Here is a 13,797-nt window from a genome sequence, read left to right as displayed (position 1 = left end):
CGGCCGCGCGCCGGGACGTCGGGGGTCGGCGGCATTGACGACCCCGGCGGGTCAGGCCCTGGTCTTCTCCGCGTGGAAGGCGGACACCTGGGTCACCAGGTTGTGGGTGGAACTCTTCACCGCGAGCTTCACGAAGGGCTCGATGGTCTTGCCCATGATCTTGCCCGCGAGGCCGCCGGCCACCCGGTAGTCGACGATGGCGTCGATGGTGCAGGATTCCTCGCCCTCGGCGTGGAACAGGAAGGTGGATTCGATCTCGAAACCCTTGATCGATTTCACCCCGATCGCCAGACCCGGTTCGTGGCGCACGATCTGGATCGTCGAGTGCAGGGTGACCGGTCCGAGCCCGATGGCGCCGTCGAAGCTCGCGCCGACCCCTTCGGTCTGTTCGGTGAGCGGGGTGAAGGCATTGATCTCGTTGATGAACCGCGGCAGATTGCGGTAATCGTTCACATAGGCGAAGGCCGATTCGGCCGAGGCAGCGCATTTCGCGATGATCTTGACTTCGGTCATGCCACTGACAGTAACTTGTTGCAATTTCATGTGTGGTTCATGTGACGGCTCTCGCATAGCGCGCGGTCAGCGCCTCGCGCGCTCACGCGGTGACGGCCAGCGTCGCGGCCGATCCGAACACCGCCGCCATCACCAGAACCTCGATGATCGCCCGCCGCAGCGATCCCTCGGCCGTCATCCGATGGTCCGAGGCGATCGGCACCCAGGAGCGCCGCCACCAATAGCCGAGGCCGAGCAGCACGATCAGCAGCAGAGATTTCGCGAGCAGGATGCGCCCGTATCCGGTGGTCGCGAATTCGGTCACACCGCCCAGCCGCACCAGGCCGTTGATCACCCCGGTCACCGTCACCGCCGCCACCAACGGCAGCGCCCACGCCGAATATCGGGGCAGCAGCACCGCCCACTCGCCGCGCGTGCGAACCGTCAGCGCCAGCGCCAGCAGCAGCCCGAACCAGGCCCCGGCCGCCAGCGCGTGCACCGCCGCGAGCACCGAACCCAGGATCTGCTGCGACATGTGCCCGGTGATCGGACGCAGCGCCAGGGTGACCGCGGTGAACACCAGCACCAGATCCGCGGTCGCGCGATCGGGATTGCGGAAGCCGAACGCGCTGTACACGGTCACCACACCGCAGCCGATCAGCAGCGCGATACCGATCTGCCCGCCGCTCACATGCGTCAGATAGTCGCCGAACTGCGTGGCGCTCAACCCGGAGGCGCGCAGACCCTGCACCTCGGCGGCCTCGAGCACCAGCATGGTGAATTCGGCGATCGCCCACAGCCCGGCCACCAGGGTGAGCACCCGCCACGGCGGTTCCAGCCGATCGTGCAGGCGGGGCAGACACGCAAGACCGAGCACCGTGGCCCCGGCGCAGTCGGCGAGCACCCGGGCGGGGGCCTCCGGCTGCACCGGATCGCCCGCGGCCAGCGCCCAGGCCAGCGCCGCGCCGCCCAGGCCGATCGGAACGACCAGCAGCAGTAGCCATCTCAGCGTGCTGCCGGTCGTCCCGCGGTCCCGGCGGCGATCGGTGCGATCGGACCGATTCACCTGCTCTGCTTACCCCGACCACCCAGCAGCGCGAATGCCAGGCCGCCGCCGAACAGCACCACCGCGCCCACGATGAACACCCACAGCGGCACACCACCGTCGGAGCCGCCGTCGCCGGACTTGGCCGAGGAGTCGGCCTTGGGACCCGGAGTTCCGTTGCCCGCCTTGGTGAGTGTGAAGGTGCGCTTGTCCTTCACCGCGTGCCCGTCGGCCGAGGTGACCCGGTACGCGATCGTGTAGACGCCGGCCGCGCCGAGTTCACCCACCTCGATGCTGATGGTCGAGCCCTCGACCTTGGGCTCGCCCTTCGACCACAGGTAGCCGTCCTTGTCCGTGACGGTCATGGACGGGAAGCTGGTCTGCAGCTCCTCGTTGAACGTCACGCTGACCCGCGCGGGGGAGGCGTCGATCTGCGCGCCGTTCTCCGGGACCGAGCCGATGGCCTGGGAGTGCGCGCTCGCGGTGCCGCCGCCGAGCAGGGCGAAACCGGTCACCAGCAGACCGGTCAGCACACCCGCGACGATCCGGCGGCCACGCCGCCGAACCGACCGGCGCTCGGCCGGTTCCGGGTTTTCCCCGGCCGTCACGGATTCGCTGATTCTCGTGCTCATGCGCGTCGTCCCCGCAGGACGCTGCCCAGTCCCAGGGCCGCACCCAGTGCGCCCAGCGCCAGGCCGATGCCGCCGAGCCAGCGCGCGGTGTCGTCGGTGGACTTCGGAGCCGCGGCCTCGGCGGTGTCGGCCGGATCGTCGTGCCCGCCCGTGCCCGCGGCCAGGGTCAGCGCCGGGGCCGGATGCTCCGGCTCGCTGCCGTCCGCGTTGTCCTTCTGATCCCAGGCCACGACCTTGCCGTCGCTGTAGGTCTGGGTCGCGGGCCGTTCCACGTGCTCCTGCTTGGGCAGCGGGCCCATCGACACCACGAACCGCTGGAACTGACCCTGGCCCACGCCCGCGTTACCCGGGTTCGCGGTCCAGGTGATCGCGGTGACCTCCTTCTTGTCGTTGCGGTCCACGGTCGCGGTCCAACCCGGAATCGGTTCGGTGCGAGCGCTCTTGAGGTTCGGTACGGCCACCGACACCTTGGTGGTGGAGGCGGTGTCCGACTCGTTCGGCACATTGAAGGTGGCGACCGCGTAGCCGCCCTGGCTCGCGCCGGGAGCGTTGACGGTGACGTGGGCGGAGGCGATGCCGGCGCCGAGCAGAGTGAGGCTCGCGGCCGCGACAGCCGTGCCGAGCGCGCGCGAAACAGAGGTGTTCATGAATGAAGTGCCTTTTCTGACAAAGGGTTACGGGTGAGGGGACGTCACGCCGTGACCGGGGGCGCGCGCGGCCCGATCGCCCCTGTCGCCGAAAGACCCCGCGCGGCAGCCGAAACCCGCGCCCAACGCCGCGATCGCGGCGCTACCGGCGCTCCGCCGATGCGGCTGAGCGTCACCCGAATCGCCTGCGAGGCGATTCCGTACAGCCGCTCGGCGACCAGAATCAGCAGGGCGAACGCGAGTGCGGCCGCCGCGTGCGCCGCGGCCATCATCGCGCCGGTGTCGAAACCCGTTGCCGCCGAACCATGTCCGTCGTGCAGCAGCCCGCTCAACGCGAGGTGGCACACCGGCTGCCCCACCAGCATGAGAACGGGCAGCGTCGCCCGGGACCGCAGTGTCGAAGCCACCGCCCCGATCGCCGCGGCCACCGAGATCAGCAGCGCCAGTTCCGGCGACCCGGGAAACCCGCCGCCTGCCATTCCGTGCGCTGCCACCGCGAGCGCCGCCATCGCGACACCCGCGAGTCCGCCACGCACGCCGACCGCGCCGGGGAGATCTCCCCGGCCGTCTCGTGCACGGCGGCGCATCGAACTCAGCTCAGTTCACGCCGAGGCGGGCGAGCACGTCGGCTTCGATTCCGGACAGCTCGTTGGAGATCGAGGCGTGCACGGCGCGACGGCGCTGCACCGGCATCTGCGCGGCGGTGCGGATCGCGGCCGACAGGCTGTCGAGCCGGTCACGGGTGGCGACGGCGAACTGCTTGGTGTCCGGATCCGACTGCCGGGTCTCGAGCTGGACGAGCGTGGTCTCCACGTTCGCGGCGCGCGCCTGCAATTTCGCTCCGGGCCCGGCGAATTCGCCGAGCTGGTTGATCCCGACTCCCAGCTGCTGAGCCCGCCGGTTGTCCAGCTGCCCGCGCACGAAGGTCGCGCCCCGGTAGGCCAGCGGCGCCAGCACCGGAACCAGGATCCGCGCCACGCCCAGGTACTTGCGCACCTGCGCGGCGCTGAACGGATCCTTCTCGGCCTTGGCGGCCAGCTTCAGCGCGGCCTTCTCCTCGGCCTGCAGTTTGGAGATCTCGGCCTTGGCGACCTTGCTCTGCAGGCGCGCCTCACCGCGATGGCGCTTGCGCTCGTTGCGCGCCCCGAGCTTGGCCTCCATACCGGCCTTGTGCTTGAGGGCTTTCGCCTCGGCCCGGCGGCTGACCCGCTTCTTGCGCTTGGTGAACAACCCCATCGATGGCCTCCGTCATGCTGGTTCGCCATGGCAGCACAGGGCCGGGGGAATGCCTGTCCGCCCATGAAACACAGTTTGCCGTTCACCCTAACGGGTGCGGTTCCCCCACAGCGAGCGCCATGCGTTTCGTGTCCCACCGTGTGGCGAAAGCGGAGCTGTCCGTGCCGAACTGCCGGGGCGGGCGGCCGGTGCTGTCGGGGGGTGAGGCCATACTGCTATCCGTGTATTCGGGCATCGGTGACCATGGCGAGCGGGCCGCGTTTCTGGACGCGCGTGCGCTGATCGGGTGCCGGCACCGGCTGCTCCTGGACGCCACCCATCCGCAGGTGCTGACCGGAGTGGCCGAGGACGCCGGCGTTCAGCAACGGCGGGAGGCCGCGGCGGCGCATCGGATCGGTGTGCGCGACACGCTGGTCGGGGCGGCCCCCGAGGCCTGGGTCGTGATCGAGCGGAACATGACCGCCGCCCAGCGGGCCGAGGCCACCATGTCCGCCATGGCGGCGGGTGTCGACCGGATCTGGGGCGGTCTGCTGCCGCAAGAACCGGACACCGGGCGGCGCGGTGGCTGCGAAATCCTCTGGCGCGACGCCGATCGCGGCGGCTACATCCCCGTCATCGTGGTCAATCACAAGATCACCGATCCTCGCCATCCCGGCCCGGCGGACTCGCACCCCGTCACCACCGGCATGTACGAATGGGCGCCCAAGCCCGACAAGCACGTGCGCAACCGCCCGCAGCCGCGCGATCAGCAGCGGCTCGCGCATCTCTACCGGATGCTGCAGCGGCACGGCTACGCCAGCCCGTCGGTGACCGGCGGCGCCATCGGCTACCACTTCGACCGAGTCCTGGTGCACGACCTCGCACCCGTGCTCGAGGACTACGACCGCCGCTACGCCGAACGCATCTCGGTCGTGCGCGGCGAGCTGCCGACCGTCCCGTCCAAGGTGCCCGAATGCCGCCAATGCCCCTGGTGGACACGGGCTCCCGAGGAGGGCGGGCAGAGCTGTGAGAAGTGGTTGATCGAGCACCGCGACATCAGCCTGGTCGCGCCCGGCTCGCGCGCGGAGGTGCTGCGCCGCCACGGTGTCGAGACCATCGACGACCTGGCCGCCTGGACCGGCGCGGATCCGGACGACTGGCAGTACGAGCCGTTCACCGAGACCATCGTCACCGCCCGCGCCTGGGCCACCGGCGCGCCCCTGGTCCGCCGGGTCGAACAGGTGCGGGTGCAGCGCGCCGACGTCGAGGTCGACGTGGACCTGGAGAGCTACCAGGAGCACGGCGCATACCTGTGGGGCACCCTGCTGGACGGCGTCTACCGCCCCTTCGTGTCCTGGGATCCGCTGCCGACCCCGGACGAGGGCCGCTCCTTCGCCGAGTTCTGGATCTGGCTGATGCGGATCCGCTCCGAGGCCACCGCGGCCGGGAAAACCTTTGCCGCCTACTGCTATTCGCGTACGGCCGAGGACAAATGGCTGTACGAGTCGGCTCGCCGCTTCGCAGGAATGCCCGGCATCCCCACCGAGAAGCAGATCCAGGAATTCGTGGACGGCCCCGAGTGGGTCGACATGTTCCAGGCCGTCTCGGACCAGTTCATCTGCCCGAACGGCAAGGGACTCAAGAAGATCGCGCCCGTCGCCGGTTTCCACTGGCGTGATCCGGAGGCCGGGGGAGAGGCGTCCATGGGCTGGTACCGCCTGGCCGTCGCCTACGACGGCGGCGAACCGGACATGTCCCAGCGCACCCGCATCCTCGAGTACAACGAGGACGACGTGGTCGCGACCAAGGTGCTGCGCGACTGGATGACCGATCGTGCCGATGCCGAGGTTCCGGCCATCGCGGATTTCGCCCGTCGGTAATATCGCCAGACGTGACCGATAACGTCGAACACCTGGAGTTTCAGGCCGAAACCCATCAGCTCCTGGAGCTGATGATTCACTCGGTCTACTCGAACAAGGACACTTTCCTTCGTGAGCTGATCTCGAACGCGTCCGACGCGCTCGACAAGCTTCGGCTCGAATCCTTCCGCGACAAGGAGTTGCAGGCCGATATCTCGGATCTGCACATCGACCTCGAGGTGGACCGGGAGCAGCGGGTTCTCACCGTCCGCGACAACGGCATCGGCATGTCCCGGGCCGAAGTGGTGGACCTGATCGGAACCCTGGCCAAGTCCGGCACCGCGCAGCTGCGCAAGCAGCTCATGGAGACCAAGCCCGAGCAGGCCGCCGAGGAGCTCATCGGCCAGTTCGGCATCGGCTTCTATTCGACCTTCATGGTGGCCGACAAGGTCACTCTGACCACCCGCAAGGCGGGCGAGCCCACCGGCACGCGCTGGGAATCCGAAGCGGGCAGCCCCACCTACACGATCGAGGAGGTCGCCGACGCGCCGCAGGGCACCGCGGTGTCGCTGCACCTCAAGCCGTCGGACGACGACGATCACCTGTACGACTACACGCTGGAGTGGAAGCTCCGCGACATCGTCAAGAAGTACTCCGACTTCATCGCCTGGCCGATCCGCATGGATGTGGAACGCACCGTCATGGATGGCGAGGGCGAGGACAAGACCGAGAAGACCCTGGTCGAGTCGCAGACCCTGAACTCGCAGAAGGCGCTGTGGACGCGCCCGCGCAGCGAGGTCTCCGACGAGGAGTACAAGGAGTTCTACAAGCACGTCTCCCATGCCTGGGACGATCCGCTCGAGACCATCCCGATGAAGGCCGAGGGCACCTTCGAGTATCAGGCGCTGCTGTTCCTGCCCTCGACCGCGCCGTTCGACATGTTCACCCGCGAGCACAAGCGCGGCGTGCAGCTGTACGTCCGCCGGGTGTTCATCATGGACAACTGCGAAGAGCTGATGCCGGAGTATCTGCGCTTCGTCAAGGGCGTGGTGGACGCACAGGACCTCTCGCTCAACGTCTCTCGCGAGATTCTGCAGCAGGACCGGCAGATCCGGATGATCCGCAAGCGCCTGGTCAAGAAGGTGCTCGCCACGGTCAAGGATATGCAGGCCGCGGGCGCGCCGACCGAGGACGACGCCGAGGCTCCCGCGGATTCGACCAAGTACCAGACGTTCTGGCGTGAGTTCGGCCGAGTCCTCAAGGAGGGCCTGCTGTCCGATCCGGACAATCGCGAAACCATTCTGCAGGTCTCGTCTTTCGCGTCCACGCATGCGACGGACAAGCTCACCACGCTCGCGGAATACGTCGACCGCATGCAGGAGGGCCAGCAGGCCATCTACTACATGACCGGCGAATCCCGCCAGCAGATCGAGAACTCGCCGCATATGGAGGCGCTCGCCGCCAAGGGCCTCGAGGTGCTGGTGCTGACCGATCCGGTCGACGAGATGTGGGTCGGCTCGGTGCCGGAGTTCGCGGGTCAGCCCTTCGTGTCCATCGCCAAGGGTGAGGTGGATCTGGAGTCCGAGGACGAGAAGAAGGCCTCGGAGCAGCTGCGCGAACAGCAGGAGAAGGAGTTCGCGGACCTGACGGGCTGGCTGCGGGAAACCCTGGACGCCAGCGTGAAGGAGGTGCGCCTGACCAACCGGCTCACCACCTCCCCGGCCTGCATCGTCGGGGACGTCTACGACTTCACCCCGATGCTCGAGCGCATGTACCGCGCGTCCGGGCAGGAGCTGCCGGAGTCCAAGCGGATCCTGGAGCTCAATCCCGAGCACAAGCTGGTGACCGGTCTGCGTGATGCCTTCGCGGCTGTGAAGGACGAGGCCGACAAGCCCGCTGAACTGGCCGAAACCGCGGAATTGCTCTACGGCACAGCCGTTCTGGCCGAGGGCAGCGAGTTGAAGGACCCGGCCGCCTTCGCCCGCATTCTCGCGGAACGCCTCACCCGCACCCTCTGAGCTGCGCGAATTCCCGCCTCTTCCGTTGGGAGAGGCGGGAATTGGCCATATCAGACATTGGCCGACTGTGACCGCGGCTATATCGAGCCTGTTTCGGGAACTCATCGAGTCGGCGTACGTTATACGTCTTGGTCGTAAGTTTTTCGTGTTCGTGTAATACATGCTCGCGCTGAACATCGTGCGGGCGTTGCTTCTCCTTGCCACGCAAGCAGTAAGCCGCCTTCTGATCGACCCGGTTGTCGCGACCGTGACAGCCGTGATGACTCCCTCGTCAGGAGAAGGTTATGGTTCAGGGCACCGTCAAGTGGTTCAACGCCGAAAAGGGATATGGCTTCATCTCCCACGAGGGCGGCCCGGATGTGTTCGTGCACTACTCCGAAATCGAAGGCAACGGCTACCGCCAGCTCGAAGAGGGCCAGGCCGTGAGCTTCGAAATCACCCAGGGCAACAAGGGGCCGCAGGCCGCGGCCGTTCGCCCGCAGTAGTTCCACCCCGCAGCGTGATCGAATGACAAGGCCCGCACCGGATTCCGGTGCGGGCCCTGTCGGTTTCAGCGAACCTCGCGCCTAGCGCGGGGCCATGCGCAGCGCGCCGTCCATGCGGATGGTCTCGCCGTTGAGGTAGTCGTGCTCGGTGATGTACTGCGCGAGCTGCGCGTACTCGTCCGGACGGCCCAGGCGGGACGGGAACGGCACGCCGGACTCGAGGCCCTTGCGGTACTCCTCGGTGACACCGGCGAGCATCGGGGTGTCGATGATGCCGGGGGCGATGGTGTTGACGCGAATGCCGAACTGCGCCAGGTCACGCGCGGCCGGAATGGTCATGCCGGCGACGCCGCCCTTGGAGGCGGAGTAGGCGATCTGGCCGATCTGGCCCTCGAACGCGGCGACCGACGCGGTGTTGATGACCACGCCGCGGCTGCCGTACTCGTCGACCGGATCGGTCTTGGCGATGGCGTCCGCGGCCAGTCGCATGACGTTGAAGGACCCGAGCAGGTTCACGGTGATGACCGTGCGGAACAGCTCCAGATCGTGCGGACCGTTCTTGGACAGGATGCGACCCGCCCAGCCCACGCCGGCGCAGTTCACGACGATGCGCAGCGGCACGCCGGACTCGACGACCTTGGCGACCGCGGCGGCGACCTCGTCACCGCTGGTGACGTCGGTCGGGATCAGGGTGACCCCGTCCGGGACGCTGTCTCCGGCGCGCTCGATCGACTGCGCCAGATCCAGGCCGAACACGGTGGCACCGGCGTCGGCGAAACGCTTCGCGGTGGCCGCGCCCAGGCCGGACGCCCCTCCGGTGATGATTGCGGCAGAGCCGGAAATCTCCACGTGATCAGGTCCTCTCGAACGTGGACGGCCCTCTCACTGGCCCTCCGTCAATAAGCACCATAACGGGAATAAGGTGTGACGCTCGCGACGGGGTGGGCGCTCGCGCGCCTCCACCGTCGGCGCTGGGCGGACCCTGCCCCGTGACCTCTGCCGGTGGTCGGGCGGCATTGCCGTCGGTGGTCCGGGCCCCACAGTCGCCGGTGGTCGAGCGGGTCGCAGCCGTCGGCAATCCTGGCGCCGCCGTCGGTGTCGGCACGCTGCCCGGTGGGGAGCTGGTACTGCACCGGGGGCGCGAAGCGGTGGCGCGAAGTTTGCGAACATGAGTGTTCGTCGAATGGTACCGTCATCACATGAACGCAGGTCGCTCGGTGGAGTCGAAGGCCCGAACGTGGCGCCGCGGCCCCCTCCGTCCCGCGCGCACGGTCGCGGGGCAGCGCATTCTGGTGACGGGCGCGGCCCGCGGGATCGGGGCGGCGCTGGCCCGTCAACTGCACGCGCGCGGCGCGCGGGTCGCGCTGCTCGGCATCGAGGAAGCCCTGCTGGCCGATGTCGCGGCCGACTGCGGTGACGCTCCCTGGCGCTACTGCGATGTCGGCGACGCCGATCAGGTTGCCCGCGCGGTCAATTCGCTCACCGGCGAACTCGGCGGGCTGGACGCGGTGGTCGCCAATGCCGGCATCGCCCGCCAGCTGTCCCTGCTCGGCGGCGACCCGACGGTGCTCGAGCAGACGCTCACCGTCAATGTTCTCGGCGTCTACTACACGCTGCGCGCCGCCGGACCGCACATCGCGCACGAGAACGGCTACGTCCTGCTGGTCTCCTCCCTCGCCGCCGCCATCCACCTGCCGCTGGCCGGTGCCTACAGCGCCTCCAAGGCCGCCGTCGAGGCGCTCGGCGACACCCTGCGAATAGAACTGCGGCACACCGGAGCCAAGGTCGGCATGGCCTACTTCGCCGAACTCGACACCGATATGACCGGCCGCGGCTTCGGCACCGACGCGGCCCGCACCATCCTGGGCCGCTCCACGGTGTCGGGCATCGCGCCGCTGGGCCCGGCCATCGACGCGCTGGAAAATGCTCTTGCTCGCCGATCTCGCCGCGTTTTCTCCCCGTATTGGGTAGGAATGGTGTTGCGTTTCCGCGGTATCGGGCAACGCGTGGTCGACTACTCGCTACGCCACGGCGTCGCACCGGGACTCGAGCTCGCGCGCACCGAACGGGTGGCCTTCACCACCGACCAACCCGCGCGACCGCACCGACTGCGGCCGGGCCCGATGAACGAGCTCGCCTGACCACCACCGGCACTACGGAGTCCAGCGCATGACCGAATCGGCCGCCACCGCTCAACAGCTGCCTCGTGGCCGCCACGGTCTGCCGCGCGAGACGGTGATCGCCGCCCAGCGCGATCGCATCCTGCTCGCCATGGCCGAGGCGATGGCCGAGAACGGTTATGTCGGAACACCTGTCGCGGCCGTCATCAAACGGGCCGGCGTCTCGCGCGAGACCTTCTACGAGCAGTTCCGCTCCAAGGAGGACTGCTTCGAGGCCGCCTACGAACGCGCCGTCGAACTCATGCTCACCGGAATCTTCACCATCACCGGCGATTTCGGCGACGAGACCATGACCGAGCGGATAGAGCGGGTGCTCGGCGGATATCTGGACGCGCTCGCCGCGGAACCGGCCTACGCCAGGGTCTTCCTGGTCGAGGTGTACGCGGTCGGCCCCGAGGCCATCACGCGCCGCACCCAGCTGCAGGAAACGTTCGTGGCCATCGTCGCGGACATCCTCGAGGCCGACACCGAGGAGCAGCGCTTCGCCTGCCAGACCCTGGTCGCGGCGCTGAGCGCCATGGTCACCAATCGCATCGCCATCGGAGACGTCGACGGCGTGCGCGCCCTGCGCGAACCGCTGCTGGATCTGGTGCGCCGCAGCGGGCAGTTGTTCGGCGGCCTACCCCTCGACGACTGACGCCGCCGATCGTGTGGCGGCCGAATCCCGGCGCCGCGAAATCAGACTGCGCAGCAGTAGCAGCACCGCTCCCGCCACCGCCGGTGCGATCGCCGACAGCAGCAGGATGATCGGGGTGCCCAGGCTGGACGCGAAGGCGTCGAGCAAGGTCATCCCACCGAAGTAGAGGAACAGCAGGCCGGAGCAGATCGCGATCAGGCGTTCCGGAATGTGCTTGCCGACGGTGACCCCGACCAGGATCGCCAGCCCACCCGCGGCGACCATGCCCAGCGACGCGCCGATCCACACCGCGAACCAGCCGTGCTTGGTGGCCAGGGCCAGGGTGGCGAACATGGTGCGGTCGCCGAGTTCGGCGAGCAGGAACGCCGAGAGCACCATCAGGAACGCCGAGCGCGACTTCGACTGCGGCGCGGCCGTTTCGGCCTCGTCCTCGCCCGCGTGGCCCGGCAGCGTGTCGCGCAGTGTCCACAGACCCACCCCGATCAGGGTGGCCGCGGCGAACAGGGCGATGACGCCGGTGGGCAGGGCCGAACCGATGAAGTGCCCCACGCCGACGGCGATCAGATTGACCGCGAAACTGGCGACCGTGATGCCGGTCAGCACCACCAACCAGTGGTAGCGCAGCGCGAAGGTCAGCGCCATCAGCTGTGATTTGTCGCCGAGTTCGGCGAGGAACAGCACGCCGAACGTCAGCAATATCGTGGTGATCAAGATTCGTCAGCTCCCAGGGTTCCGGCCTGTCGGCTGAATGCGGGGGCGCTTCAGCCGACACCGCACCGGCGAAACGGTTTGGTTGTCATCGGCCGAAGGTCTCGCCCACCGGAAACTGACCGGTTCGCGCAGCCGGATCCACGACGGGACCAGTATGTCGACTACGCGATTGGGGGCTACTCCCCTTCGCTGCCGACGATACTACCCCGGCAAACCCGACATCCGCAAACGCGCGTTGCCCAAATCGCAATGCGCACAATAAGTTTGGCGACACTGCCATAAGGTTTCGGGAACCCTTACGCGGCCAGCAGCATAGCCAGAACCGCGGTGTCGGGATCACTGATCGGATCCACGCCGACTCGGCTCACCATCGAGGTCAACACGCCGTCGCCGTCGGTTTCCACCCAGGCCGCCCGATGCTCCAGGCCCAGATGCGGCAGCCCCGGCAGCAGCAGACAGCCCGACGCCGCGCCCGAGCATTCGGGCAGCGACGGACGGGTTTCGCGCGGCGGATGCAGCATGATCAACGCCGGTGGCACACGTTCGGCAAATTTTCCGGGCGGAATGGCCTCGTCACCCATGACCGTGCCCTCCGCGATCACCAGGCCCACCATGCCCGGTTCCGGGTCCTGCGGTAGTTCCTCACGCGCCCCGAACACCGTCGTGGTCGGCAGCAGGCCCGGCACCCCGGCGACCCGCACGGCGAAAACCAGGAGTTGTGCCCATTCCTTCGTGGAATCGGGCCATCGGCCCGAGATCACGAACCCGCGCAGGGAACCCTGCGACTGGAACGGCGTCATACCGATCAGCTCACTCATCGTGGCCTCCCGAAATCTAACCCGGGGCGGCTTTGCCCGTCCTACCTGTTGGGATCCGAGGATGCTCCCGAACGGGACTGGCACACAAGTACCAGAGACTGCTAAATCCCGACCGGTTCGCCGCGTTCGATCATGGGATACCCCCCGATACGGCTCGAAACACGCGAAAGGGCCCGCGAACCTGCGTGGTTCGCGGGCCCTGAAGCCCGGGCGTGTCGCCGGAGGATCCGTCGGGCGTGGCCCGCGGCCGGATCAGCCGAAGATCAGACCCTTGCCCTGAGCGACGGCGCGCGCGAAGCGGTCCTGCACATCGGCCCAGTTCACGACGTTCCAGAACGCGGTGACGTAGTCGGCCTTCACGTTCTTGTACTGCAGGTAGAAGGCGTGCTCCCACATGTCGACCTGCAGCAGCGGGATGATGCCCAGCGGCACGTTGGCCTGCTGGTCGTACAGCTGGAAGGTCAGCAGCTTCTGGCCCAGGGTGTCGTAACCCAGGACGGCCCAGCCCGAACCCTGCAGGCCGTTCGCGGCCGCGGAGAACTGCGCGCGGAACTTGTCGAACGAACCGAACTGGTCGTTGATCGCCGACTCCAGCTCGCCGACCGGCTTGTCGCCGCCGTCCGGAGACAGGTTCTTCCACCAGATGGAGTGGTTGGCGTGGCCACCCAGGTGGAAGGCCAGGTTCTTCTCGTGCAGGAAGATGGCGCTGTGGTCACCGGCCTCGCGGGCGGCTTCCAGCTTCTCGAGCGCGGTGTTCGCACCCGCGACGTAGGCGGCGTGGTGCTTGGAGTGGTGGATCTCGTTGATCTGCCCGGAGATGTAGGGCTCCAGGGCGGCGTAATCGAAATCCAGATCTGGCAGCGTGTACTCAGCCACGATGTCCCTTCCTCAGTGTCGGGGCCGTGTGCGCACGGCGTCTACCGAGCGCACCCAACCATCATTCGTACACCCGCTTGTTCGCAACCGGGCTGCGTGCCCCCACATTCCAGCCCCGACCCGGTTGTCTCAACCTTTGGACTGGTCGTGATCGCAACGCCGCCGCGCCCACGCGTGTACGC

Annotated in this window: 15 protein-coding genes; 5 read left to right on the top strand and 10 right to left on the bottom strand. The window is 67.9% G+C overall.

The window, feature by feature from the left end:
- Nucleotides 1-51: 51 nt before the first annotated feature.
- The 6 genes from NJ1_RS20175 to NJ1_RS20150 form a co-directional block, all read right to left on the bottom strand.
- A complete protein-coding gene (locus tag NJ1_RS20175) occupies nt 52-513 on the bottom strand; it encodes an SRPBCC family protein (protein WP_067696597.1) in 462 nt (153 codons plus the stop codon).
- Between the two features lie 82 nt (nt 514-595).
- Nucleotides 596-1,558, bottom strand: a complete 963-nt coding sequence (locus tag NJ1_RS20170; protein WP_084478538.1) for a CopD family protein — start codon at nt 1,556-1,558, stop codon at nt 596-598.
- Nucleotides 1,555-2,169 (bottom strand): copper resistance CopC family protein, encoded by a 615-nt coding sequence (locus NJ1_RS20165; protein ID WP_084478537.1) that lies wholly within the window; start codon nt 2,167-2,169, stop codon nt 1,555-1,557. The genes NJ1_RS20170 and NJ1_RS20165 overlap by 4 nt, the downstream gene beginning before the upstream one ends.
- On the bottom strand, nt 2,166-2,816 hold the full coding sequence (locus tag NJ1_RS20160; RefSeq protein WP_067696594.1) for a YcnI family copper-binding membrane protein: 651 nt from the start codon (nt 2,814-2,816) through the stop codon (nt 2,166-2,168). Before NJ1_RS20160 ends, NJ1_RS20165 begins: the two co-directional genes overlap by 4 nt.
- Before the next feature lie 44 nt (nt 2,817-2,860).
- A complete protein-coding gene (locus NJ1_RS20155) occupies nt 2,861-3,403 on the bottom strand; it encodes a hypothetical protein (RefSeq protein WP_067696591.1) in 543 nt (180 codons plus the stop codon).
- A 10-nt stretch (nt 3,404-3,413) separates the two neighbouring features.
- Nucleotides 3,414-4,052 carry a DUF6474 family protein gene (locus NJ1_RS20150; protein ID WP_067696588.1) on the bottom strand — a complete coding sequence of 213 codons (639 nt, stop codon included), beginning with the start codon at nt 4,050-4,052 and terminating at the stop codon, nt 3,414-3,416.
- Nucleotides 4,053-4,273: 221 nt separating this feature from the next.
- Here NJ1_RS20150 and NJ1_RS20145 point away from each other — a divergent pair, with 221 nt between their 5' ends.
- From NJ1_RS20145 to NJ1_RS20135, 3 genes are all read left to right on the top strand, one after another.
- Nucleotides 4,274-5,911, top strand: coding sequence for a TM0106 family RecB-like putative nuclease (locus tag NJ1_RS20145; RefSeq protein ID WP_245717482.1), 1,638 nt, complete (start codon nt 4,274-4,276; stop codon nt 5,909-5,911).
- Nucleotides 5,912-5,922: 11 nt separating this feature from the next.
- Nucleotides 5,923-7,908 (top strand): molecular chaperone HtpG, encoded by a 1,986-nt coding sequence (htpG, locus tag NJ1_RS20140; RefSeq protein WP_067696585.1) that lies wholly within the window; start codon nt 5,923-5,925, stop codon nt 7,906-7,908.
- A gap of 284 nt (nt 7,909-8,192) precedes the next feature.
- On the top strand, nt 8,193-8,393 hold the full coding sequence (locus tag NJ1_RS20135; protein WP_067696581.1) for a cold-shock protein: 201 nt from the start codon (nt 8,193-8,195) through the stop codon (nt 8,391-8,393).
- Nucleotides 8,394-8,474: 81 nt separating this feature from the next.
- Here NJ1_RS20135 and NJ1_RS20130 read toward each other — a convergent pair whose 3' ends face one another.
- Nucleotides 8,475-9,242 (bottom strand): SDR family NAD(P)-dependent oxidoreductase, encoded by a 768-nt coding sequence (locus NJ1_RS20130; protein ID WP_067696579.1) that lies wholly within the window; start codon nt 9,240-9,242, stop codon nt 8,475-8,477.
- Between the two features lie 350 nt (nt 9,243-9,592).
- On the opposite strand from NJ1_RS20130, the gene NJ1_RS20125 reads away from it, so the two are divergent.
- Nucleotides 9,593-10,534: an SDR family NAD(P)-dependent oxidoreductase gene (locus NJ1_RS20125; RefSeq protein ID WP_084478535.1), complete on the top strand. Its 942-nt coding sequence runs from the start codon at nt 9,593-9,595 to the stop codon at nt 10,532-10,534.
- Between the two features lie 28 nt (nt 10,535-10,562).
- Nucleotides 10,563-11,210: a TetR/AcrR family transcriptional regulator gene (locus NJ1_RS20120; protein ID WP_067696576.1), complete on the top strand. Its 648-nt coding sequence runs from the start codon at nt 10,563-10,565 to the stop codon at nt 11,208-11,210.
- Here the strand turns inward: NJ1_RS20120 and NJ1_RS20115 are convergent.
- The 3 genes from NJ1_RS20115 to NJ1_RS20105 form a co-directional block, all read right to left on the bottom strand.
- Complete coding sequence (locus NJ1_RS20115; RefSeq protein ID WP_067696574.1) at nt 11,193-11,921, bottom strand: TMEM165/GDT1 family protein; 729 nt, start codon at nt 11,919-11,921, stop codon at nt 11,193-11,195. The two genes, NJ1_RS20120 and NJ1_RS20115, sit on opposite strands and share 18 nt — an antisense overlap.
- A 296-nt stretch (nt 11,922-12,217) precedes the next feature.
- Nucleotides 12,218-12,739, bottom strand: coding sequence for a peptidase (locus NJ1_RS20110; protein ID WP_067696571.1), 522 nt, complete (start codon nt 12,737-12,739; stop codon nt 12,218-12,220).
- 252 nt (nt 12,740-12,991) lie between these two features.
- Nucleotides 12,992-13,615, bottom strand: a complete 624-nt coding sequence (locus NJ1_RS20105) for a superoxide dismutase (RefSeq protein WP_067696568.1) — start codon at nt 13,613-13,615, stop codon at nt 12,992-12,994.
- Nucleotides 13,616-13,797: the final 182 nt, after the last annotated feature.

The sequence above is a fragment of the Nocardia jejuensis NBRC 103114 genome (genome assembly GCF_001613145.1).
Taxonomy (GTDB): Bacteria; Actinomycetota; Actinomycetes; order Mycobacteriales; family Mycobacteriaceae; genus Nocardia; species Nocardia jejuensis.
The sequence above is the reverse complement of the archived record's forward strand: the minus strand, read 5'-3'. Positions and strand labels throughout refer to the sequence as shown.